Annotated in this window: 22 protein-coding genes and 1 tRNA gene; 16 read left to right on the top strand and 7 right to left on the bottom strand. The window is 57.0% G+C overall.

What is annotated here, in order from left to right; translation table 11 throughout:
- The first annotated feature begins 5 nt into the window (after nt 1-5).
- The 3 genes from LAO21_06755 (at nt 6) to LAO21_06745 (ending at nt 2,323) form a co-directional block, all read left to right on the top strand.
- A complete protein-coding gene (locus LAO21_06755; protein MBZ5552402.1) occupies nt 6-305 on the top strand; it encodes a hypothetical protein in 300 nt (99 codons plus the stop codon).
- A gap of 350 nt (nt 306-655) precedes the next feature.
- Complete coding sequence (locus LAO21_06750; protein MBZ5552401.1) at nt 656-1,672, top strand: hypothetical protein; 1,017 nt, start codon at nt 656-658, stop codon at nt 1,670-1,672.
- A 381-nt stretch (nt 1,673-2,053) separates the two neighbouring features.
- Nucleotides 2,054-2,323, top strand: a complete 270-nt coding sequence (locus LAO21_06745) for a hypothetical protein (protein MBZ5552400.1) — start codon at nt 2,054-2,056, stop codon at nt 2,321-2,323.
- 29 nt (nt 2,324-2,352) lie between these two features.
- On the opposite strand, the gene radC is transcribed toward LAO21_06745, so the two are convergent.
- Together radC and alr are read right to left on the bottom strand one after the other, a co-directional pair.
- Nucleotides 2,353-3,051, bottom strand: a complete 699-nt coding sequence (radC, locus tag LAO21_06740) for a DNA repair protein RadC (GenBank protein MBZ5552399.1) — start codon at nt 3,049-3,051, stop codon at nt 2,353-2,355.
- A 257-nt stretch (nt 3,052-3,308) separates the two neighbouring features.
- On the bottom strand, nt 3,309-4,511 hold the full coding sequence (alr, locus tag LAO21_06735; protein ID MBZ5552398.1) for an alanine racemase: 1,203 nt from the start codon (nt 4,509-4,511) through the stop codon (nt 3,309-3,311).
- A 207-nt stretch (nt 4,512-4,718) separates the two neighbouring features.
- Between alr and LAO21_06730 the strand changes: the two genes are divergently transcribed.
- The 10 genes from LAO21_06730 (at nt 4,719) to dnaB (ending at nt 13,653) form a co-directional block, all read left to right on the top strand.
- A complete protein-coding gene (locus LAO21_06730; protein MBZ5552397.1) occupies nt 4,719-6,875 on the top strand; it encodes a tetratricopeptide repeat protein in 2,157 nt (718 codons plus the stop codon).
- A 106-nt stretch (nt 6,876-6,981) separates the two neighbouring features.
- Nucleotides 6,982-7,860: a 4-(cytidine 5'-diphospho)-2-C-methyl-D-erythritol kinase gene (gene ispE, locus LAO21_06725; GenBank protein ID MBZ5552396.1), complete on the top strand. Its 879-nt coding sequence runs from the start codon at nt 6,982-6,984 to the stop codon at nt 7,858-7,860.
- Between the two features lie 86 nt (nt 7,861-7,946).
- Nucleotides 7,947-8,021 (top strand) — tRNA-Gln (locus LAO21_06720).
- 26 nt (nt 8,022-8,047) lie between these two features.
- On the top strand, nt 8,048-8,995 hold the full coding sequence (locus LAO21_06715; protein MBZ5552395.1) for a ribose-phosphate pyrophosphokinase: 948 nt from the start codon (nt 8,048-8,050) through the stop codon (nt 8,993-8,995).
- Between the two features lie 115 nt (nt 8,996-9,110).
- Nucleotides 9,111-9,806 (top strand): 50S ribosomal protein L25, encoded by a 696-nt coding sequence (locus LAO21_06710; GenBank protein ID MBZ5552394.1) that lies wholly within the window; start codon nt 9,111-9,113, stop codon nt 9,804-9,806.
- A gap of 58 nt (nt 9,807-9,864) precedes the next feature.
- A complete protein-coding gene (gene pth, locus LAO21_06705; GenBank protein MBZ5552393.1) occupies nt 9,865-10,476 on the top strand; it encodes an aminoacyl-tRNA hydrolase in 612 nt (203 codons plus the stop codon).
- Between the two features lie 38 nt (nt 10,477-10,514).
- Nucleotides 10,515-10,955, top strand: a complete 441-nt coding sequence (rpsF, locus tag LAO21_06700; GenBank protein MBZ5552392.1) for a 30S ribosomal protein S6 — start codon at nt 10,515-10,517, stop codon at nt 10,953-10,955.
- A gap of 133 nt (nt 10,956-11,088) precedes the next feature.
- On the top strand, nt 11,089-11,397 hold the full coding sequence (rpsR, locus tag LAO21_06695; protein MBZ5552391.1) for a 30S ribosomal protein S18: 309 nt from the start codon (nt 11,089-11,091) through the stop codon (nt 11,395-11,397).
- Nucleotides 11,398-11,519: 122 nt separating this feature from the next.
- On the top strand, nt 11,520-11,972 hold the full coding sequence (gene rplI, locus LAO21_06690; GenBank protein MBZ5552390.1) for a 50S ribosomal protein L9: 453 nt from the start codon (nt 11,520-11,522) through the stop codon (nt 11,970-11,972).
- Between the two features lie 340 nt (nt 11,973-12,312).
- Entirely contained in the window at nt 12,313-13,653 is a 1,341-nt protein-coding gene (dnaB, locus tag LAO21_06685; GenBank protein MBZ5552389.1) for a replicative DNA helicase, read from the top strand.
- Nucleotides 13,654-13,909: 256 nt separating this feature from the next.
- On the opposite strand, the gene LAO21_06680 is transcribed toward dnaB, so the two are convergent.
- Nucleotides 13,910-14,602, bottom strand: a complete 693-nt coding sequence (locus tag LAO21_06680) for a Crp/Fnr family transcriptional regulator (protein ID MBZ5552388.1) — start codon at nt 14,600-14,602, stop codon at nt 13,910-13,912.
- Nucleotides 14,603-14,980: 378 nt separating this feature from the next.
- On the opposite strand from LAO21_06680, the gene LAO21_06675 reads away from it, so the two are divergent.
- Entirely contained in the window at nt 14,981-15,787 is an 807-nt protein-coding gene (locus tag LAO21_06675; GenBank protein MBZ5552387.1) for a YwiC-like family protein, read from the top strand.
- Between the two features lie 286 nt (nt 15,788-16,073).
- A complete protein-coding gene (locus tag LAO21_06670) occupies nt 16,074-16,514 on the top strand; it encodes a hypothetical protein (protein MBZ5552386.1) in 441 nt (146 codons plus the stop codon).
- Between the two features lie 232 nt (nt 16,515-16,746).
- Here LAO21_06670 and LAO21_06665 read toward each other — a convergent pair whose 3' ends face one another.
- The 4 genes from LAO21_06665 to LAO21_06650 all read right to left on the bottom strand — a co-directional run bounded on the left by LAO21_06665 (nt 16,747) and on the right by LAO21_06650 (nt 20,651).
- Nucleotides 16,747-17,232 (bottom strand): hypothetical protein, encoded by a 486-nt coding sequence (locus LAO21_06665; protein MBZ5552385.1) that lies wholly within the window; start codon nt 17,230-17,232, stop codon nt 16,747-16,749.
- A 111-nt stretch (nt 17,233-17,343) separates the two neighbouring features.
- Nucleotides 17,344-18,729, bottom strand: coding sequence for a TldD/PmbA family protein (locus tag LAO21_06660; protein ID MBZ5552384.1), 1,386 nt, complete (start codon nt 18,727-18,729; stop codon nt 17,344-17,346).
- Nucleotides 18,730-18,959: 230 nt separating this feature from the next.
- The gene (tldD, locus tag LAO21_06655) at nt 18,960-20,402 is read right to left on the bottom strand and encodes a metalloprotease TldD (protein MBZ5552383.1); all 1,443 of its coding nucleotides are present in this window, start codon (nt 20,400-20,402) and stop codon (nt 18,960-18,962) included.
- A gap of 15 nt (nt 20,403-20,417) precedes the next feature.
- The gene (locus LAO21_06650) at nt 20,418-20,651 is read right to left on the bottom strand and encodes a hypothetical protein (GenBank protein ID MBZ5552382.1); all 234 of its coding nucleotides are present in this window, start codon (nt 20,649-20,651) and stop codon (nt 20,418-20,420) included.
- Between the two features lie 344 nt (nt 20,652-20,995).
- On the opposite strand from LAO21_06650, the gene LAO21_06645 reads away from it, so the two are divergent.
- Nucleotides 20,996-21,880 carry a DsbA family protein gene (locus LAO21_06645; GenBank protein MBZ5552381.1) on the top strand — a complete coding sequence of 295 codons (885 nt, stop codon included), beginning with the start codon at nt 20,996-20,998 and terminating at the stop codon, nt 21,878-21,880.
- The last annotated feature ends 31 nt before the right edge of the window (nt 21,881-21,911 follow it).

Below are 21,911 nucleotides of genomic sequence, written 5' to 3'. Positions count from 1 at the left end.
CCGTCATGGCTATGGACAAAAAGAGGTTCGAGGAACTGAGAGCAGGGGTAGAAGAACTCCGTCCTATTTTAGTCGCTGAGCAACGTGCCCATGGTTACCTCAGCCTCTTCGACGAATTCGTCCGGGAGGCGGAACTCGGGCTTGCATTGCACACCGTCTGCGACTACCTGTTGGAATCGGAAACTCCACGGCCAGAGGCGACGACGGTCGAGCGGATACGGGCGTTGCACGCGTCAATGGAAATCGAGGACGATTGCCTTGACCGGCTGCGCCAAAAGGCCGGCCTGATCGAGACCGGCCTGTAGGGAACACTCCCGCGATCAGAGTGTTTCCGGGCGGCAAACTTGGGGGATAAGGGGCCAGACGCGTTTATGACGGAATCGTCATTAATATTCTGGGGTCAGAGCTCCGCATTCTGCATTTTGACAATTCAATCCTTTCTCTTGAACACAAGACGATGGGGATGGGGTCGGATCGGGGCATAGGGACAATTCGAGCGTTGCTCAAGCAAGGATGGCGCATCTTTAAGACTGGTTCTTTCATTCTTCATCTGGTGAATGATCACATGGCGTGATCTCCCGGAGGGATGCAACGCGGTAGACAGCCGCAATGTAGGACAGAGATAAAGACCGTGACTAAGCTTGTGAGGAAGCACATGAATAGCAAAAAGAAGCTTATGTTGGTGAGTACAACCACATCAGTCTCTCGATCCATCTGTTGGCTGATGGAAATCGTAGCGGCGCCCCTTTTCGTTTCCGTACTCTTTGCCCAGGGCCTTCCTTCCGCCACAGTGGATCGCGCCGTCCAGGCACATGGGGTGGGCTGGCAGAATGGGGCGGTGAAGAACTGGATTGCGACGGGACAGGTGACCATCTTTCGCTATGACGATCAGAACCAGCAGTCGTACGACATCTATCCGATGACGCTCATCCATGCGGCCGATACGACCGGGGGCGGCGGTGCAGGCGACCGGCTGCAGCGATTGATTTTCCAGCCGCCCGATCCGGACGGCCTAGTGAACGTTGGCAATGCCACGGTGAGCAGCTACTCCCTGCACTCGGTGCTGAGCCGGGAAGGCACCGACGGCGCCCAGACGTGGCACTCCTCAGGCCCCTTGAGCACCCCCGCCGCCGGACGAGCGCAGCGTTTCATTGAGGCGCACACGGTGCGGTCGCTCGAAGCCTTGTTCAACTACCGCGGACATGGGGGAACCGTCGCCGATATCGCGGCGCGCATCTTGAGCCTGAATCCGGGAGCGAATCTCCCTCCTGGCCTGGGCCAGGCCGACCGGGTGCATCCGCGACCGTCGTTCCAGGTTGCCGCCAACGCCCGAGTCATCGAGCTGAGCGCGGGGCTGAAGGGTCCCACCACACGGTATTACATCGACAAGACGACGGGGCTGGTGGCGCGGATGGAGTTTGACTATGCGCAGGGACCGGATCCGCTCTCCGGACAGATGGTTCCCTTGACTGAAATCTACGAATTCTCGAACTACCAGGACGTCCCTCTGACGGGCGCGGGACTCTTCGCCACTGCCTCCACAGCCCCTGCGGCCACAGTGAAATTTCCGATGGTGATCGATCGATACGTCGTCGGTCGCAAAGTCAAAACGATGGTGTTCACGCAGGTATTGCTGAACCAGAACCTTCAATCGGAGAGCTTTTCGCGGTAGGCGAAGGGGATGAAGGGGACTGACACCTTGTTCGATATCAACCGGAGGCCGCCATAAATGCCGGTGTCTGTCCCCGCATGATCATGCCACTCCTAATGGGGTTCAAGCGAGGAAGATAAGGGGTGTGGCGGTTGTATAGAGATTCCACTCCTACGGAGTTGGATCATGGCCGCATCGGGAGGGTCGTTCAGGTCCAGCTCACCGCCCGACAGGGCATAATCGCAAATCCCCCCGATGGTCCGCCTGGGCGGAGGGGATCATTCAGGTTCAACCCACCGTCAGCCGCCCCCTGCGACGCCCGAATTCCCCCATCGAGAGGTGGGGGGATTGTCCCGTGATCGGGTCCCACTGAGACGTGGCGATGTTGTTCAGGGGGCGGGTTTGAGCATCAACGAATGGGGTCAACTCGGGGTGCCGCCGGTATGCGTTGTGTGCATGCCGGCGAAGAGAGGTTTCCGAAGCCACTGCGCGCCGGAGAAGGCGGCAAACAGAATCGGCATCGATTCCATGGGTCCCGTGGTGACGATGGCGGACGCAGGCATGCACACAACGCATGCCGGCGGCACCCGGCTTAATCGATTGCCCGTGGGCAGGGGGAACCTGAAACATCCCCCCACTCCCCTCGGGGGAATTGAGAGCATGATGGCATGACGGGTCAGATCTGACACCCGACACCCCCTTCACATCATTCCTTTTTCGGCAAAACTAAAATAATCATTTCCGCCAATGACAATGTGGTCGAGCAGGACGATATCGACCAGCTTGCACGCCTCGCGCAGTTCCTGTGTCAGCCGCTGATCCTCGCGACTGGGCTCGGGGTTGCCGGACGGATGATTGTGGACGGCCACCAATGCCGAGGAGGAGACCGCCAGCGCCCGCTTGACAATTTCCCTCGGGTAGACGGAAGCGGAATCAATGGTGCCTCGAAACATCTCCTCGATCTTCAGGACCCGATGTTTGGTATTGAGGAAGACGACGGAAAACACCTCCTGGTCGAGGTCACGGAACTTGTGGGCCAGGAGGTCGACGACATCACGCGAACACTCAATGAACGATTCATGCTCAACTTTTTCCCGGAGCTGCCGCTGGCTGAGTTCGCCGATCGCCCGCAACGTAGCGATTTTGGCCGGCCCAAGGCCTTTGACTTTCCCGAGCGTCTCGTCACTTGCCTTGAATAGTCCGCGCAATCCTCCAAAATCGAGGAGCAGTTGGCGGGCAAGATCCACCACGTTCATCCCGCGCACCCCCACGCGGAGAAAGATGGCCAGTAACTCCGCGTCACTCAAGGCCGCTGTCCCGTGCTGCAGGAGGCGCTCACGTGGCTGCTCGCTTTCAGGCCAGTAACGTACCCATTTCTCAGAGATCTTCTTGGGTCTCATGGCTATGGTTCTCAGGGGGGAGGTTTGAGTAAAGGGTAGTCTAAATCGAAGGGAAATTCAAGTGATGATGGGGGCTCCGAGCACACGGTGCTGGGGAGGATAGTGAACGACTGAAGTCGTCACTACGACACGGGAGAAAGCGAAGGAACGACTGAAATCGTCACTACGACACTGGAGAAAGCGAAGGAACGACTGAAGTCGTTACTACGACACGGGAGAAAGCGAAGGAACGACTGAAGTCGTTACTACGTGAGCTGTCAATCCACGTAAACCCGGTACACTCTTCGGGTGCTGATCCCGCATAGCACCTCATAGGAAATGGTTCCCACGTACTCGGCCCAATCCGCGGCGTTGATGTCGTGCGGTCCAGACCGACCGAGGAGGATGACCTCGTCACCCAAGCGCACGCCCCTCACATCGGTGACATCCACCAGGGTCAAATCCATCGACACCCTCCCCACCATCGGCGCGAGCTGGCCGCGAACAATTGTGTCCATTGGACGCGCCTGAGCATTGGCACGACGATGGGGGCGCCGATTGGCAAAGGAAAGCCTCCGGTGAACCCCGTGAGCATACCCGATGGGCAGCGTGGCAATGACAGAGGGTCGCCGGGTGACAAACGTCCCCCCATAACCGAGGAGGCTTCCGCGGGGAACCGTCTTCAAATGAAGGATCCGTGTCTTCAGTGAGAGCACGGGCGCCGTGCCCATCGGCGGAATTTTTGCACCTTGCGGTTCGTAGCCAAACAACGCGATGCCGGTCCTGACCAGGTCCATCCGCATGGCGGGATGAAAGGCAGCCCCCGCGCTGTTGGCAAGATGTCGAAGAGGGATCTTGATCCCGGCCGTCTCAAAGACCTCCAGGATTCTTCCAAAATTCTGCAACTGCATCCGATTCTGGGGACAGTCCAAATCTTCTGCGGAGGCCAGGTGAGAAGAAACGCCCTGGAGTGAAAGGTGCGGCCACGACCCGCGCGCCCAGCGCTGCGCCAAGAACCCGGCATCGGCGAGAGAGAATCCCATCCGGCCCATCCCGGTGTCGAATTTCAGGTGGACCATTGCCGGCGTTTTCCTCGAGGCGGCCCGGTTAAGGGCATCGAGGTGTTGCGGGGAGCTGGCCGTCACTTGGATGTGATGCTTGATCGCGGAAGAGGCCTGGGGGGGGAAAAAAGTGCCCAGGATCAGGACATTTTCCCGGATTCCCACCCGCCGCAGTTCCAAGGCCTCCTCGATCGTCGCCACACCGAACCACCGGACCCCGTGGGCGGCAAGATAGGGTGACACGATGGCGGCGCCATGACCGTATGCGTTGGCCTTAACCACGGCCATCAGCTCGCAGGTTTTTCCTGTGCGTCGCTGGACTGCCCGGAGATTTTTCAGGATTCGAGACAGTGAAATCTCAGCCCAGGCGGGGCTCGCTTCAACCGGCAGTCGCCGGAGGAATTGAATGGGTGTTTGCACGGAGCAGATGGTAACACGATCCGGAGGAACCACAAATCCGCAGACCCCGGACGATGCCCATTGTTGCATGAGGGCCGCGCGGAGAGTTTGTCCACCCTTCTTGCTTGAATTGACATCACTTTGTCGCTATGTGATAATCGCAAGTTGCAGAATGGGTGACTGGCGACGCAATCACAACAATTTGCATCAAACAAGAGGCAATCTTGTTTGGAAGCACACCCCGCAAGAAGTGAGGTCATCGAGATTTATATGACGTTTAATCAGGTTTCCCCCCGGCGGTTGGATGTATTTTTCGCATTCTTGGCACTTTTCCTGTCCCTGGGTTCTCTCCGGGCCGATGATAAGGACAAGGCGAAGGATCCGAAAGCCCAGGGCCCAGCCGCGGTTTCGACATCGGCGGCCAAGAGCGCCGTCGCGGAGTCATCGAACCCCTCGGACCGCGCCCAGAGTTATTACCATTACATCCAAGGCCACCTCCTGGAGGAACAGGGCCGATTTCGAGAGGCCATCGAGGAATACAAACTGGCCATCAAGTATGATCCCTCGTCCTCCTTCTTGAATGCCGAATTGGCCTCCGCCTATGCCCGAAACAGCTCCATCAAGGACGCGGTCAGCGAAGCGGAAGCAGCCATCAAAAAAGATCCGAACAACCTGGAGGCCCACCGCCTCCTCGGCAACATCTATCGCTCTCTCATCGGGGATGCGGATTCTCCCGCGAAGACCTCTGACTCCATGGTTGACAAGGCGATCGCGCAGTACGAAGAAATCACCCGGATCGATCCCAATGCCACCGACGATCAGCTGACGCTGGGCCAGTTGTACCGCCGCGCCGGAAAAACCGATCAGGCCATGGGCATTTTCAAACACTGCCTGGAAATCGAACCGGACTCCGAAAGCTGTCTCACCAACCTGGCCTTTCTGTATACCGATCTCTCCGAAAGCGAGCAGGCCATCGCCCTGCTCGAGAAGAACCTGCCCAAAAAGGTGGATTCCGCCCAGTTGTATATTGCGATGGGGTACGCTTATGAGCGCAGCAAGAATTTCAAGAGGGCGATCGATTTTTACCGAAAAGCTATTGTATTGGACCACAGCAATCTCAACGTGAATCGCAGCCTGGCGGAGTGCCTGCTTCAGGACGGCCAATTGAAAGCCGCCCTCGACGAGTACAAGGCGGTCGTCGAAACCGATAAGAGCGATGCCGATTCCTATCTTCGGATCGGGCAGATATACCGCCGGTTGAACAACTTTGACGCGGCCCTCCAAAGCCTGCTCAACGCTCAGCTCCTGCGCCCCGATTCCATCGATGTGACCTATAACCTCGCGATTCTTTACGAGGAACAGGAAAAGTTTGATGAGGCCGTCGCGAAGCTCAACGACCTGGTGAAGACCACCGAAAAGAAGAACGGCACCTATTCGGCCGCCGAGATGAATAACCGGGGCATCTTCCTGGAACGGCTCGGCATGGTTTATCGCAAGATGGAAAAGTATTCCGAGGCGATCAAGACGTTCGATCAGTTGAAGGCCCTGGACAAGGAAAATGCGGTCAAGGTGGACAGCCTGATTATCGACACCTACCGGACAAAGAAGGATTACGATAAAGCCATCGAACTCTCCAACGAGGCGATCCAGAAATATCCCAAGGAGCGCGGCTTCAAGCTCCAGCGCGCCGAGGTGGTGAATGAAAAAGGCGATTATCCGGGTTCCATTGCCCAACTCGAGAAGCTGCTGACCGGAACCAAGGACGATCGCGAAATCTATCTCACAATGGCACAGATCCAGGAGCGGGAGAAGCTGTATCCCGACGCTGAGAAGAACATCCTGGCCGCAGAAGCCCTGGCCGGGGATGATCAAAAGGAAAGCATCTTCTTTTTCCTGGGGGCGATCTACGAGCGGGAGAAGAAGTACGATCTCGCCGAGGCGACATTTCACCGCACCCTGAAGCTGAATGCGCAGAACGCCGCGGCCTTGAATTATCTTGGCTACATGCTGGCCGACCGGGGGGTGCGGCTGGAAGAGGCGCTCAAGTACATCCAGCAGGCAGTGGATCTGGACCCGGCCAACGGCGCGTACCTCGATAGCCTGGGCTGGGCTTATTTCAAACTCAAGAAATACGATCTTGCCGAAACCAACCTCTTGAAGGCGATCGAGAAGCTCCCCAAGGACCCCACCATCCACGATCACCTGGGCGACCTCTATTTTGCGACCGATCAGTTCAAGCTGGCCACCAGCGAGTACGAGAAGTCGATCAAGTCTTATCGCCAGAACCCCCAGCAGGGCAACAATGTGGATGCTGAGGAAATGGCCAATGTTCAAAGGAAGCTGGACGACCTGAAGGCCCGACTGGCGCAGAATGTCAACAAATAGGCGGACGCCTTCCCGATTGCGTACCTCGCGTTCATCCGTCAAAAGCCGGGTTGATTCTACGGGGGGATCCCCTGCCAAGTCACTCACCGTACGATCTTTTGCCAAAGTGAATTTGGGGTTAAAGCTCGCGGGCCGACGGGCCGACGGGTATCACGAACTCAGGACGGTTTTTCAATCCGTAGATCTGAGCGACCGATTGACTTTCACCTCGCGGCGGGATTCCCGGATTATACTGAAATGCTCCGATGTCCAGCTCCCGCTCACGGAGGACAACCTCGTGGTGGCAGCGGCTGAGCGTTTTTTCTCCGCCACCGGGTCGCGGCGCGGAGTGGATATTTTTCTTGAGAAGCGGATTCCGGTGGGCGCGGGCCTGGGGGGCGGGAGCTCCAATGCCGCCATCACGCTGCTGACGCTCTGCCGGCTCTTCCACCTGGAGCTTACCCCCGACCAACTCCTGGAGATCGCCTTTTCCCTGGGCTCCGATGTCCCTTTCTTCCTCCTCGGCGGACGGGCCCTGGGGATCGGGCGGGGGAACGAGTTGTTTCCGCTGCCGGACGTGAAGGCGCAGGCGATGCTTGTGGCCTCCCCGGAGGATCTTCGCATCCGCACGCAGGAGGCCTATGAGCGGGCAAGTTTGTGGTTGACAAATGGTCGTCGGGCCAATAACATGGCTCGTTTCGGTTCAGCGGTCTTTGAAAAGGTGAGCGCCCTCGAGTTGTTTGAAAATGATTTCGAAAGTGTCCTTTTTCCCGAGTATCCTGAACTCCAGTATCTCAAGGCGGCGCTGTTGGCAGGGGGGGCTCGAAGCGCACAGATGACGGGGAGTGGATCGGCCGTTTTCGGCCTGTTCCCTTCGATTTCGGATGCTCGACGGGCGGAAAAAGGGCTCCGGGCGCGCCTTTCCGCATCTTCGCTGTTGACCTTCGTGGTTCGCAGCATTCCGCGGTCTCAATACTTGAAAAGGATTTTTGCCGCCTCCGAATGATCGGGTGAGTCTGATCCGAAGCATGTTTTTTCGATTGTACCAAAGGCTCGATCTTCTCCGATCACTTCCCGGGGCCAAACCCATCTTCGGGGGTCGTCTAACTGGTAGGACACCAGCCTTTGGAGCTGTGAATCGGGGTTCGATTCCCTGCCCCCGAGCCAGGATCTGAACGGAGTTTCGACAGCGCATGTACGACGAAATCAAAATCTTCACGGGCAATGCGAATCCGCATCTGGCGGAGGAGATCGTCAAGTACCTGAAGCTGCCTCTGGGCCAGTGCTCGACGAAGCGATTTGCGGATGGCGAGATTAATTTTCAGATCTTTGAGAACGTGCGCGGGGCCGATGTTTTCATCATCCAGCCGACCTGTCGGCCGGCCGATTCCAATCTCATGGAGTTGCTGGTGATGTTGGATGCCTTCAAGCGCTCCTCGGCCCGACGGATCACCGCGGTCCTGCCTTATTACGGATACGCCCGGCAGGATCGCAAGGACAAGCCGCGCGTCCCCATTTCTGCCAAGCTGGTGGCCGACCTGCTGACGACCGCGGGCGCGGATCGCGTTCTCACGATGGATTTGCACGCCGCACAGATCCAAGGGTTTTTCAATATCCCCGTGGACCATCTTTATGCCGGACCGGTCATCATCAAGCACTTTAAAAAACGGAAGATCCCCAATTTGATGGTGGTTTCTCCGGATACCGGCGGAGTCGAGAGGGCCCGGTCGTATGCCAAGCGGCTGGAGTGTGATTTGGCCATCGTTGACAAGCGCCGCGAAAAAGGGCTGGAGGCCGAGGTGATGAATGTCATCGGCGAGGTCAGCGGCCGGAACACCCTGATCGTCGATGATCTTATCGACACCGCCGGCACCCTGGTCCGGGTCGCCCAGGCCCTCAAGAAGAATGGCGCCAAGCGGCTGCTGGCCTGCTGTACTCATCCGGTGTTTTCCGGGGATGCCCTCACGCGGATCGAAAAGTCCGAAATCGAAGAGGTGGTGGTCACCAATTCGATCTCCACCGATCCGATTTGCAACTCGAAAAAGATCACCTGCCTGACCATCGGCCCATTGCTGGGAGAGGGGATCAGGTCGATCCACCAGGAGACCTCTATTAGCCGGTTGTTCGACAAGAAGGTGTGACCCGCGAGATTGGACTCGCACCCCATGGCAGCCCCGGCGCTCCATGGCTATTTGAAAACCGAAAGTTTTATTCAACCATGATAATCCCCCACAGGGGGATGAAAGTAGGTGAATCATGAAAGCGATCAGCGTTTCTGCAAAGGTACGGTCGGAAAGAGGAAGTCGTGCGGCACGGCGCGTCCGGCGCCAGGGCCTGATCCCGGCAGTGGTCTACGGGGCTTCGAAGCAGACCCTTTCCCTCCTCGTCAATCCCAAAGAGATTCTCTCCATTCTGAATTCCGAGACCGGGCACAACAGCATCTTCACGCTCGAAATCGAGGGCCATGGAAAACAAAACGTCCTGATTAAGGACTGGCTGTACGAACCGGTGAAGTCGGCCTTGTTGCATGCCGACTTTTACCGCATCGCCATGGACAAGCCCATCGAGGTCACCGTGCCTATTCGCACGGTTGGGGAAGCCCAGGGGGTGAAGTTGCAGGGAGGCATTTTGGAGATTGTTCTCCGCGAAGTGGAAATCCAGTGTCTCCCCGCTGATATTCCCGACCACATTGACGTCGATGTCACGGAGCTGGTGTTCGGGACCAACATCCGCGTGGGGGATTTGAAGGTCGACTCTAAAATCAAGATCCTCTCGGATCCCAACCTGACCGTGGCGCACCTCACCACGGTGCGAGAGGAGAAGGCGGCGGCTGAGGTCGTGGAAGGAGCGGCACCGGAAGCGCCTGCGGAACCCGAGGTCATCAAGAAGGGTAAGATCGCTGCCGAGGGCGAGGAAGCGCCTGAAGAGGCGGAGAAGGGCGAGAAGAAATAGCCTTTTGGTCCGGACAGCATTCCGCTGGATGGGATCGCCTGACCCGAGGGAATTGACCATGCGAATGATTGTCGGTTTGGGAAATCCGGGGGAACGCTATGAAATGACTCCGCACAACCTGGGTTTTCTCGTCATTGATGAATTGGCCAGGTTATTGGGGGTTTCGGTGAGACGGAATGAAGCGGAATCGCTTCTCGGGTTGGGCCGTTCCGGGGAGAACGAATTGGTCCTGGTCAAACCGCAGACCTACATGAACCTCAGCGGCCGGGCGGTCAGGCGTCTTCTGGAACGCTGGGAATCGACTCCCCGGGATTTAACCGTGGTGGTGGATGATCTCGATCTTCCGTGGGGTCAACTGCGCATCCGGGACCGGGGAAGCGCGGGGACGCACAATGGGATGCGTTCCATCGTGGAGATGATTGAAAGCACCGACTTCTCGAGGGTGCGGATGGGAGTTCGGCCGGATCACGCGGTGGAAGACGCGGCCCGGTTCGTGCTTTCCCCTTGGGGGAAGCAACAGCGCACCGCGGTGGATGAATTTGTGGCTCGTGGAGCGCAGGCGGTTCTAACGCTCATCAACCTGGGAACGCTTGCTGCCATGAACCAGTTCAATGCGCCGATCCCGGAACCTGCCGCCGCCGGGAAGGGATCTGAGGGATCCACGCGTTAGCAGTATTTAACAGGAATACCAGAGACAAGGAGATTTTTGTGGACCGACTTTATGAAATCATGTTCATTGTCAATCCGAATGTGCCGGATGAGGAACTGGACAAGCTGATCGCCCAGTTTGAAACCACCATCACCTCGACCCACGGAGAGACGCAGAAGATTGAAAGACTGGGCAAGCGGCGCCTCGCCTACCGAGTCGGAAGGTTCTGGGAAGGCAACTACGTGTTGTTCACGGTCAAGGGGGGCGGCGAAACCGTTAAGGAATTTGAGCGTCGCTTGAAGGTTACCGACGCGATCATCAAATACCTGACCGTCCGGGTGGATGAGGATTTGAAACGCCTCGAAAAGATGAAGGCCAAGCGCGCGGCACGGGCCGCCCGAAAGCCGGCCCGCCATGCCCCGCCGCCCGCCCCGGTCGCGGCGCCGGAAGCACCGCCTGAGGTGGCCCCGCCGGAACCAAGCACGCCCGCATCCAGCTAATGTGATCGGGCCGGGCGCGGCGAGCGACCCGCTTGATCCCTTCACGCGGTGGTGAGGAGAGCAGGCGGGAGACGCCGGACAACGGGACCGGTATCCCGCGTAACACACGGAAATATTTTTTAAGGAGTCCAAAATGGATAATCGAACCAGTCACTACCCTGCAAGTCGGTCCGGTCAACACGGCCCCCCTTCGCGCGGAGGCCAGGAGCGCACCGGCGGCCGCCGTGATTTTGTGCGGCGACGGCGCGTTTGCAAGTTCTGCGTCGAGAAGATTGATTACATTGACTGGAAGGACTACCGCACCCTGCTGCAGTTTGTCCCGGAACGCGGGAAGATCATGCCCCGCCGGCTCTCAGGGGTTTGCGCCCCTCACCAGCGCCGGCTGATGGAGGCGATCAAGAAGGCGCGCAACATCGCGCTTCTTCCCTTCGCCGCCGAATGAAAACATGGCGGGGATTGGACGACTCTTCGCAAATCGGAACCGCGGGACAACCCCCGTGGCGGAATGGGCGCCCTGGAGAATCATCGCCGATTGAACGTTCTCAGTAATTATGGGGAGGAAATATGGAAGTCATCTTGAAGGAAACGATTGAGAAACTGGGCACGCAGGGGGAAGTGGTGAAGGTGGCCAACGGGTATGCCCGGAATTACCTGCTCCCGAAAAACCTGGCCCTCGCAGCCACGCCGGGAAATCTGAAGAAGATAGAACATATCAAGGTCGCCGCGTTGAAGAAGGAGGCGACCGAGAAGAAGCAGGCTGAAGAGCTTGCCTCTCTGGTCAACCAGCTCACGGTCACTATCGCGCGGAAGGTCGGCGAAAAAGAGGTGCTGTACGGATCGGTCACGACGATGGATATTGCGGACGATCTGAAGCGGCAGGGCTACGAAATTGATAAGCGGAAGATCCACCTGGAAGAGCCCCTCAAGACCCTGGGGGAATATTCCGTGCCGGTCAAACTTCACCGCGAGGTCACCGCCACGATTAAAGTGAATGTGATTCCCGAAGCAACGACCTAGGATTATCCGGGACGTTCCCTCGAGGCGCCCTCGAAGCGACTCGCATAACCCGTGCGGTTGTGCCAGTCGCTTTTTTGTTGGCCGGCACCCCGTGAAGCGGGGGAACATGCCCTCCTGGGCGGGCCCCGGACCCGCCGCTGTGAATATCCTGTGCACCGGATGTGGAAGACTGATGCGCCACTGCCCATTTCTGTCAAGACGAATCTGGTTCGTGAAGAAAATTATTTCGTGCGAATCTACTTGAAGAGTTCTTGTCTCCGTTCTAGATTGAATCGACTTTCTTCAGAATTGATTTTCATTCCACTCGGGTCATAGAACCATCAGTATTGAATTCCTGAGCATGTCCACAGACCAACTCATCGAAAAAAGCCTGCCCCACAACGTGGAGGCCGAGCGTTCCGTGCTCGGCGTCATCCTTCTCGACAACGCCGCCTGCGACGCGGTCGTCCAGATTCTGAAGCGGGAGGATTTTTATCTCGACAGCCACCGCCGCATCTTCGACCGGATCCTTCATCTCTCGGAATTGAACCGGGCCATTGACCTCGTCACCCTCTCGGAAGAGCTCGCGCGCGCGGGAGACCTCGAAAGCATCGGCGGTGCCGCGTATCTCTCGTCCTTGACGGACGGAATGCCGCGATCCGGAAACGTGGAGTACTACGCGAAGATCGTCAAGGAAAAGGCCCTGCTCCGGAAAATGATCAACGTCTCCAACGGAATCATCCAGCAATGTTTCGAAGCGGGGGAAGACGCGGAGACGCTTCTGGACCAGGCCGAGAATGAAATTTTTCAGCTCGCCGAGGACCGCATTCAACGAGGGTTTTATGGCATCAAGGAGATCGTCCGGGAGAGTTTCGAGACGATTGAGAAACTTTATGATCGCCGGACGCATGTCACCGGCGTGCGGACCAGCTACGAGGATCTTGACCGGCTGACCTCCGGGCTTCAGCCCTCGGAGCTGATCATCCTGGCCGCCCGCCCCTCCATGGGCAAGACCGCCCTGGCGTTGAACATTGCGGAGAACGTCGCCATCCAGGACGGAAAGACCGTCGGGATTTTCAGCCTGGAAATGTCAAAAGAGTCCCTGCTGATGCGCCTGTTGTGCTCGCAGGCGCGGGTCGATGCCCACAAGCTGAGGAGCGGCTTCCTGCCAAAAACAGATTATGGCAAACTGTCGGTCGCGTTAGGCGCCCTCGCGGAGGCCCCCATTTTCATCGATGACACGCCCGCCCTGACCATCATGGAAATGCGGGCGAAATGCCGCCGCCTGAAGAAGGAACACAACCTCGCCCTCGCCATTGTGGACTACCTGCAGTTGATGAGCGGCAAGGGAAGATTTGAAAACCGGGTCCAGGAGGTTTCGTCCATTTCCCGCGGGCTCAAAGCCCTGGCCAAGGAATTGCGGATCCCCGTCGTCGCCCTCTCCCAACTCTCCCGCGCTCCCGAGAAGGAACGCGGCGATCATCGCCCCCAACTCTCCGACCTCCGGGAATCCGGATCGATCGAACAGGACGCCGACGTCGTGATGTTTATCTTTCGAGAAGAACTCTACAAACCGACGGAGGAGAACAACGGCCTCGCCGAACTGATCATCGGCAAACAACGCAACGGCCCGATCGGAAGGATGAAACTGGTTTTCCTGAAGGACTACACCCGCTTCGAAAGACTTCAAATGGAAGATTAGGGGATCGTCTCGGGGCGGCGAATGCATGGAACAAGGGGTGCAGGATTCCCGGTATTCCTGTTTGAAGGCAACGACCCACCGCGCTTACTTTAGACCTTCCATCGATCTGGGCCTGATGGCTTTGGGTTCCCGCAATATTTGCTTCACGGGTTGTCGAGAGGTGAGAAACCCAACACTCAATCTCTGCAGACCATTCCGGATACCCACCGTTTGGAGGCTGGAATACGGGATTTGACTGGAATTCAGGATTTGGATTTTACTTCTTCAAGCCAGATGCAATTTCCTTCAATGCCTCGACGGAATGGACGACGATGTGGCGGCCGTCCACGGCGATGAGCCCTTCGGTTTGAAACCGGCCGAGCGTGCGCGACACCAACTCGCGGACTGTCCCCATTTGAGTGGCTAATTCCTGTTGTGAAAAGGGCAACTCAATCTCCAGGCCGGCCGGGGTCTTCTTCCCACGAGCCTCCGCCAGGGCCACGAGGCGGCGTGCGATGCGCTGACTGACTTCCTTCAATGACAGTTCCTCCACCAGGGTCACCATCTTGCGCAGGCGCTGTCCCAGGGAACGAATCACCGCCATGGCCAGTTCGGGATGCTGCCGCACCAGCGATTCGAAATCGCGCCGTGAAATGAACAGAAGTTCAGAATCCTCCACACACTGGGCCGAGGCAGGATAATGCCCGCCGTCGAACAGCGGCAACTCCGCCACAGGTGTCCCCGGCAACTGAATCTCCAACGATTGCTCGCGTCCGCTCACGGAGCACTTCAGGATCTTGACGGCACCCCGCCCGACGACAAACAATCCTTTGCATTCATCCCCCTCTGAGAATAACAGCTCCCCTTTGGAATAAGTCTTTTCTGCTGCACGCTCCGCGAGGGCGGCAATCTCTTCCTCACCCAGCTCACGAAGGAATGGAACCCTCTTTAATAATGCGGTCTTTTCCACTTGACACTCCTCTTGAGTGGTATCAATTTGGTTTTTGGATTTTCAATCCGAAAGTTTAGCCCATCCTGTTCGATTTTCAAAGAAGGGCGTGACTTAGGTCATCTGTGTAGCCGGGCCAGCAAGGTACAATGAGTGACAGGTATCGGGTGTCAGGAAAGAGTTCTCAGTTGTCAGTTCTCAGTTGCCAGTGAAGACATCCGGACGCCAGAGGCCGGAAGCCGGAGGCCGGAGCTCAGAGAACCAGTTGTCAGTTCCCAGTTCTCAGAGGAAATAACCGGAAGCCAGGAGCCAGACGCAGGAAGCCGGAGGTCAGAAGTCAGAGTTGAACTGCACTTTGAACTTGGAACTTCAAACCTTGAACTTTGAACTGGGTTTCTAATGACCGCGAAGCAAGTTTTTCCGAAAGAGCATGGAACATGGGCGATGCTGTTGATCCCGTGGGCGGTGGGGTGCGGCGTCGCGCGTCGATGGAGTGAAAAAGAGTTGTTGTTACTTGTCGGAATGCTGATGCTCTTTCTGGCGCAGGCGCAGATCATGAATTGGCTCCGGCTGCGATTTGCCACCACTCCTGACCTTCGCGCTTTGTCCCGTGTCCGGGCCCTCTTCGTGACGTTTGCTGTTCTAGGGATGCTGGCCGTTGCGCCGCTCCTTGCGGTCTACCGTTTGAAGGCGCTGGTTTCCTTTGGGGGACTCGCCCTCGTGTTGACCGCGATCAGTATGGTCCTGGTCATCCGGAAGCTGGATCGCTCATTGGCCGGACAGATTCTGGCTTCTGCCGGCCTTTCCATGAGCGCGCCGCTCGCCTATTACGTCGCTGCAGGAATCGTCGATCCTCTTGCCATGGAGTTGTGGATGATCAACTTCCTTTTTTTCCTGGGAGGGGTGTTCTATGTTCAGCTCAAGATTGATGCCCTCCCCCAGAGGTCCAGACTCAGGTCCCTGGCGGACCGATTCCGGTTTGCGGCAGGCACCCTGAGCCTGAATCTCATAATACTCTCGCTGGTGTTTCTCAGTCTTCGGATGGGTCCCTTATCGCCTCTTATCATCCTCGCGTTTGTGCCGACATTTCTTCAGGCCATTATCGGAACGATCCGGTTGGATCGTCCGGCAAGGCTCAAGCGCGTGGGAATCATCTCGACCGGGCATTCGATTGTGTTTGCAGTCCTGGTGATTTGGCTGGCGTGAGGAAAAGTTGCCAGTTCTCAGGTGCCAGTTGTCAGTGAATGAGCCTTTATGGTTGACGTTCGACAGCAATCAAGTATGGCCACATTTTTCAGACGTCATAAGAGGGACGCTGGCCATGAGATGATCCTGTGTAATCATCGGACCGTCAAGACTCTTGCTATGAGAGAAAAGTACTGTGGGTTCGTTACGCAACTGGACCGACATCAGGATCACTGGCTGATAACTGGGAACTCACAACTGGCAACTGGCATCTGACGCTGAAAGCTGATGGCTGATGGCTATTCCCATGACCCTTGAACAACTCTTCCTGCTGGCCACTCTGTTGATCATGCTCGTCAATTTCGTCGGCTGGGAAGGCCTCCGGCGATATTTCCGGTTGGCGCGGGGAAAGACGTCCTCGCCGCAGGATCGGTTCTTTGTCCGAGCCCTTTTGCCCTGGGTGGTCCGTGTGGAGTTCTTCTACTATCTGGCCCTTGCCGCCTTTGCCATTGTGAGACCACGAATGTTCCCCGTTGTCATAGTGTACTTCCTTGTTCTCTACCATGCCGTCGGTTTGGTGCTCGGCGAAAAGTATGCAGTTCAGAAACAGCCTGAAACTCCGCAGACCCATGTCCTGAGCCCTTCTTCCCGAAAGCAGCTGTTCCCCCTGCGAATCATTTCCTTCCTGGACGGATTTGAGATGGCTTTGTTGGTCTACTTTTGTTTGATTCTGATACAGCGAATGTAGAGCAGCGATCAGCGGTCAGTCATCAGCTTTCAGCAACAAATCCTAAGCTGTCGCTCTTCGGCAATAAGTCGAGGTAATCAAATCTCCGAAGATAAATGCAGGAGGCATCGACTGGCATCCATCCTCACATTACGACAGGCTGTTGTCTGACGCGTTGAAGGATCAGCTGATCAAAGCTCGCTGCAAACTTTGGATTTCTGACAGCTGATTGCTGAAAGCTGACCGCTGATAGCTATTTCTCGAATTTCAGACGGGTCACTTTGATGGCAGGATGCTGGTGATTCCAGTCGGTGGGCAACCCCTCAAAACCAATGGCAAACTCGCGGGATTCGCCGGGTTTCAATGAGGCCTTATGTTCATCGATGGGGCGTTTGGATTCGCGGAGGACGGTCTGACCCAGGGTGTCAGAAAAATAAAAGGTCAGCTCCAGCAACTCCACCGGACGCGATTCGTGATTGGTGAAGGTGCCGTTCAGGTAGCGGACTCGATCCCCGAGAAAATTCTCACCGGTGTTAAAGTACACATGACCAATTTCAATTTGTGATCCGAACTGCTCTGCCGCTTGAATCATTTCCTCATCTGCGGCGGCCCGCCGTCGATTCTGAATTCGCGAGGCCAGAAAAGCCACCACGGCGAAGAGGAGGAAAAAGACAACGATTCCTCCGACCATGCGGAGAAGGTTCGGCCCTTCCTTCGGCCGATCAGGAAATGGATTCATCATGGACATGGGAACCGGCAATTTGAGAGGGAGTGCGGGTGCGGATGCCTCCGAGTTTCGCACAGCGCTTTCCAGGGTCGCTTCAAAACCGGCCCCGCATCGAGGGTCCCTTCAGCTTCCGCTGACCATCATCTTCGAGATCTTGATGGTGGGGGCAGCGACGGCATCGCGGAAATCCTCGTCATTCGCCACAGCCTCAATGGACAATAGCATTTCCGCGAGGTTTCCCGCAATGGTGACCTCCTCAAAGGGAAACGTCAATTTCCCTTTTTCAATCCAAAGCCCCGACGCCCCTCGCGAATAATCCCCTGTAACGACATTCACCCCAAAACCGATCAAATCAGTCACGTAGACCCCGCGTTCCACCGACTGAATCAGGTCCGCCGGGGAGAGTGTTCCCGCCTTGAGATAGAAATTGGTGGGGCCGACGCGGGGCGATCCGGCGACGTCCCTGACCGCATTGGCCGTGGTCCGCAATCCCAGCTTTCGCGCGGCATAACAATTCAAGAGGTAATTCTTCAGAATGCCGTGTTCGATGATGGGGGTGATTTGAGAAGGCACTCCCTCGCCGTCAAATGGCGAGGTCCCCAGCCCTGCGGGCATGAGGCCATCATCAATCACTGAGACGCACTCGCTGGCCACTTTGTTCCCCAGTTTTCCCACCAGGAAGGAGGCATGGCGATAGATGGAGCTCCCGGACACGGCATCCACCAGGTTTTCGAGCAAGGTGCGTGCCGTGAGCGGATCAAAGACGACGGGGACTTCACCGGTTGAGACCTTTCTGGCCCCCAACCGCCTCAAGGTGCGTTTCGCCGCATTGGTTCCGACCACCTCCGGCGATTCGAGCCGGGCGAAGTCCACCGCGTTTGAGTACCAGCCATCTCGCTGCATCGATCCCTCCCCGCCGTCGTCGGGACCTTTCTCAGCCGCAATGGACACGGTGGTCAGGGAACAGCCGGAGCTTCGATACTCACCCGCAAAGCCGTTCGAATTGGCAAGGATAACCCGCTGGAGCGAACTGCTGAAGGAGGAGCCATCGGAGTTGATAATACGCGGATCATAGTCCAAGGCATACTTCTCGGAATCCTTCGCAAGGCGGATCTTCTGGTCGGTGTCCAGAAGCGCGATGGAATCACTGTAAATGCCGAGTTCTCCCCCGAGCGGATGGATCCATTCCTTCTCGGGGAGGCCGGCGCACTCATCGGGCGAAGTGATCCGCGCCAGAGCCAGGGTGTCTTCGAGAAGACGTGCCAGGCTGGTTTCCGAAAGGTCGGAGGTGTGCGAAGTGGCTGTCTGTAACCTCGTTCCATCGCCCGACCGAAAGAAGACCCGTAACCCCAACCCCTTTGAACCGGATTCCTTCAGGGTCTCGATTTCCTGTCGGCGCAGGGTGACCGAGAAGTCGTCCCCCTCCACAATGAGACAATCGGCCGCCGCGGCGCGGCGCTCCATCGCCCGTTGGACCAGTTCGACGGCAAGTTGTTTGAGATCAGCCATGGTCAGGTGATAGGGATTAGGTAATAGGTAATAGGTAATGGGTAATAGGTGTTAGGTATCAGGTGACATGGGTCAGAGGGAGGGGGTAGGTGAGATGAAGACGGTTCCTGTGTCACTGAAGCGCTTTTCATGAGTCTGCGCTTCCTTCGGGGTTGCGCATCTCTGCGCTTCACCGAACCTCAGGATTCAGCCTTCTAGCCCCTAATCCCTATTCCCTACCACCTGCCTTTTCATCCCTGCGTGCCGCCCACCGTGAGTTCGCTCACCTTGATGGTGGGGATCCCGACACCGACCGGCACGGACTGTCCATCCTTCCCACAAACACCGATGCCTTCGTCCAGCCTCAGATCATTGCCAACCGCCACCACCTTGGTCAGGACATCGGGGCCGTTGCCGATCAGGGATGCGCCGCGCACCGGTGCCGTGATCTTTCCGTTTTCTATCAGGTAGGCCTCCGAGGCGCTGAACACAAATTTCCCGTTGGTAATGTCCACCTGTCCACCCCCAAAGTGAACGGCATAGAGGCCCCGCTTGACCGACCGAATGATGTCTTCGGCCGATTCCGTCCCAGCCATCATAAAGGTGTTGGTCATGCGCGGCATGGGGATGTGGGTATAGTTTTCGCGTCGGCCATTGCCGGTCGGTTCCACCCGCATCAGATCGGCGCTCAAGCGGTCCTGCATGTAACCGCGGAGGATTCCCTTTTCAATCAGGATGGTCCGGTGCGTCGGGGTCCCCTCGTCGTCGATATTGAGCGATCCCCGTCGATTCGGGAGGGTTCCGTCATCAACGACCGTGCAGAGGTCGGAGGCCACTCGTTTTCCAATCAATCCGCTGAACGCCGATATCTTCTTGCGATTAAAATCCGCCTCCAGGCCATGGCCAATGGCCTCATGCAGCAGAATACCCGGCCACCCGGGTCCGAGGACGACCTCCATCGGGCCGGCGGGACAATCGATCGCAGACAGCTGGATAAGGGCCTGCCTCGCGGCCTCGCGTGCGAAGTAAGCGGGAGGATGATCTTTCTGAAAGAAATCCATGCCAATCCGTCCGCCCCCGCCATACACTCCATCCGCCCGGCGGCCCTCTTCGTGGGCGATGCAGAAGACCGTCAGCCTTGAGAGGGGCTGATCGTCGGACGCAAGATGCCCTCCCCCCGTGGCGATCAGGACGCGTTTCAATTCATCGGCATAGCTGACGATCACCTCTTTGATTCGCGGGTCATAAGCCCGGGCTGTTTCGTCCGCCTTGCGAACCAGCGCAATCTTCTGACTGACGTCGAGATCTATGGTCGGATGTTCAACCGGATAAAGATTGTGTCCCGCGATCGAGCCGGAGATTCCGACGGATACCGTCCTGCCGGCACTCGCCGCTATGTGAGCGGCCGTCAGCGCTGATCTTTCAATCTTATCGCGTGAAAGATCATCAGAGTAGGCATAGCCGGTTTTCTCCCCGGAAAGCACGCGAATCCCCACCCCAACCGAAATCCCCCGCGTCGCGGTCTTGACAATGGATTCTTCCAGGTGAACCGAGGACGTCGTCCGGTATTCAAAATAAAGATCGGCGTAGTCTCCGCCGCGCGACAACGCCAGGCCGAGGTAATGCTCCAGATCCTTTTCCGCCACCCCAAACTGGGCCCGGAAGAATTCCTTTGCATTGGGTTGTTCCAACATGAGTAGCTTTTCGGCTCAGGCAGCTGCGGCTGAAGCCTGTTGTATCGTATTCAAGAACTCCTTGGTGACGTCCTTGTACTCGAATTGAAAGTCGGTACGCCAGGTCGCCTTGTGGCGTGTTTCGTACTCGTTCTGCAATTTCTCAATATCGGAAAAAATATTCTCGGATCGATTAAGACAGATGTACCGGTCCACATTGTTTGTTTTTCGGTTGGTCACAGTAACCAGATAAACCTCGTTAATGATCATGCGAAACCCCCGTCAGGCGTGAATTCGAATTGCGGTCCGCCTTGTTCTCAACCCAGCCGAATCGCGGAGCAAAACCTCCTCCAGACCGAAGAGCGCGACTCCAAGGAGCAATTGAGAATAGCATAAAAGAAAAGCGATGAGAACATGCTCCACGGGAAGGAGGTCCCCTATTCCATGAGACGGGGCACGGCTTCAGAGAGAGTTCATTGTTCGGTCAGCAGGTTGCAAAGTGAAGCATTAGCCGTTATCCTTCCGGAACGTGATCTTGTGGTTTGACACTATTGCGGGAAGGCCGGCATGGCGCCAAGCGCCTTTAAGCTCGAGTAAGGAGAACAATGCCTGAAATGACAATCTCTTGGAAGAAGGACCTCATCGCTCTGTGCTTGTCCCTGGCCGTGTTGCTAGGCCCCACTTCTGCACTCGCCAGTGATTCCCCGCTGGAGACGGAACTCAAGCTCCGCGTGGAAAACTACTTGACCCGGTATTTCCAGCTGGCGCCCCAGGAGTCCCTGACCGTGGACCAGATCTGGTCGGTCGAAAACCCTCCGATGTGGGGGCTCGCAGTGACACGGAAACAAGCCGGGAAGACCTCCACGGAGGTCTACATGCTTTCCAAGGACCTGAAACAGCTCTCGCTCGGTCGGGTGCTTGATTTCAACAGGAATCTGGATGCTGAGAACCTCGAGAAAATAAATCTCAACGATGCCCCTTCCCGAGGTCCAAACAACGCCCCGGTCACCGTCATCACTTATTGTGACCTCCAGTGCCCGGATTGCAAAGCCATGTCAGCCAACCTCAGAACGGTTCTTCCGGCTTATGACGGTAGTGTACGCCTCGTGTTTAAGAACTTTCCATTGATGAGCAAGCATCCTTGGGCCGAAGCAGCTGCCGTGGCGTCCCGCTGCGCCTTCATCCAAAAGCCCGATGCGTTCTGGAACTTTTATGACTTTTTTTACACGCACCAGGACAGCGTGACCAAGTCCAACATCCGCGAAAGAGCGCTGGAGGTGGGAAAGGAGGCCGGCCTCGATGCCAACCGGTTCGCTGCCTGCTACGACTCCAAGGAGACACTTCCGGACATTCAGAAGGACCTCTTTGAAGCCAACAAGCTGGGCGTGCGGGGTACGCCGACCCTTCTCGTGAACGGGCGCTTCATCTTTAACGAGGATATGACTGAACAGGATTATCACAAGCTCATTGATGAGGCTCTGGCCACGCATGGTCGATAGACTTCCCGTCAGGAAAGGCATTGGTCAATAA

The sequence above is a fragment of the Terriglobia bacterium genome (genome assembly GCA_020073085.1).
Classification (GTDB): domain Bacteria; phylum Acidobacteriota; class Terriglobia; order JAIQFV01; family JAIQFV01; genus JAIQFV01.
Note: the sequence above shows the minus strand (reverse complement) of the source record. Positions and strands in the feature narration are given on the sequence as shown.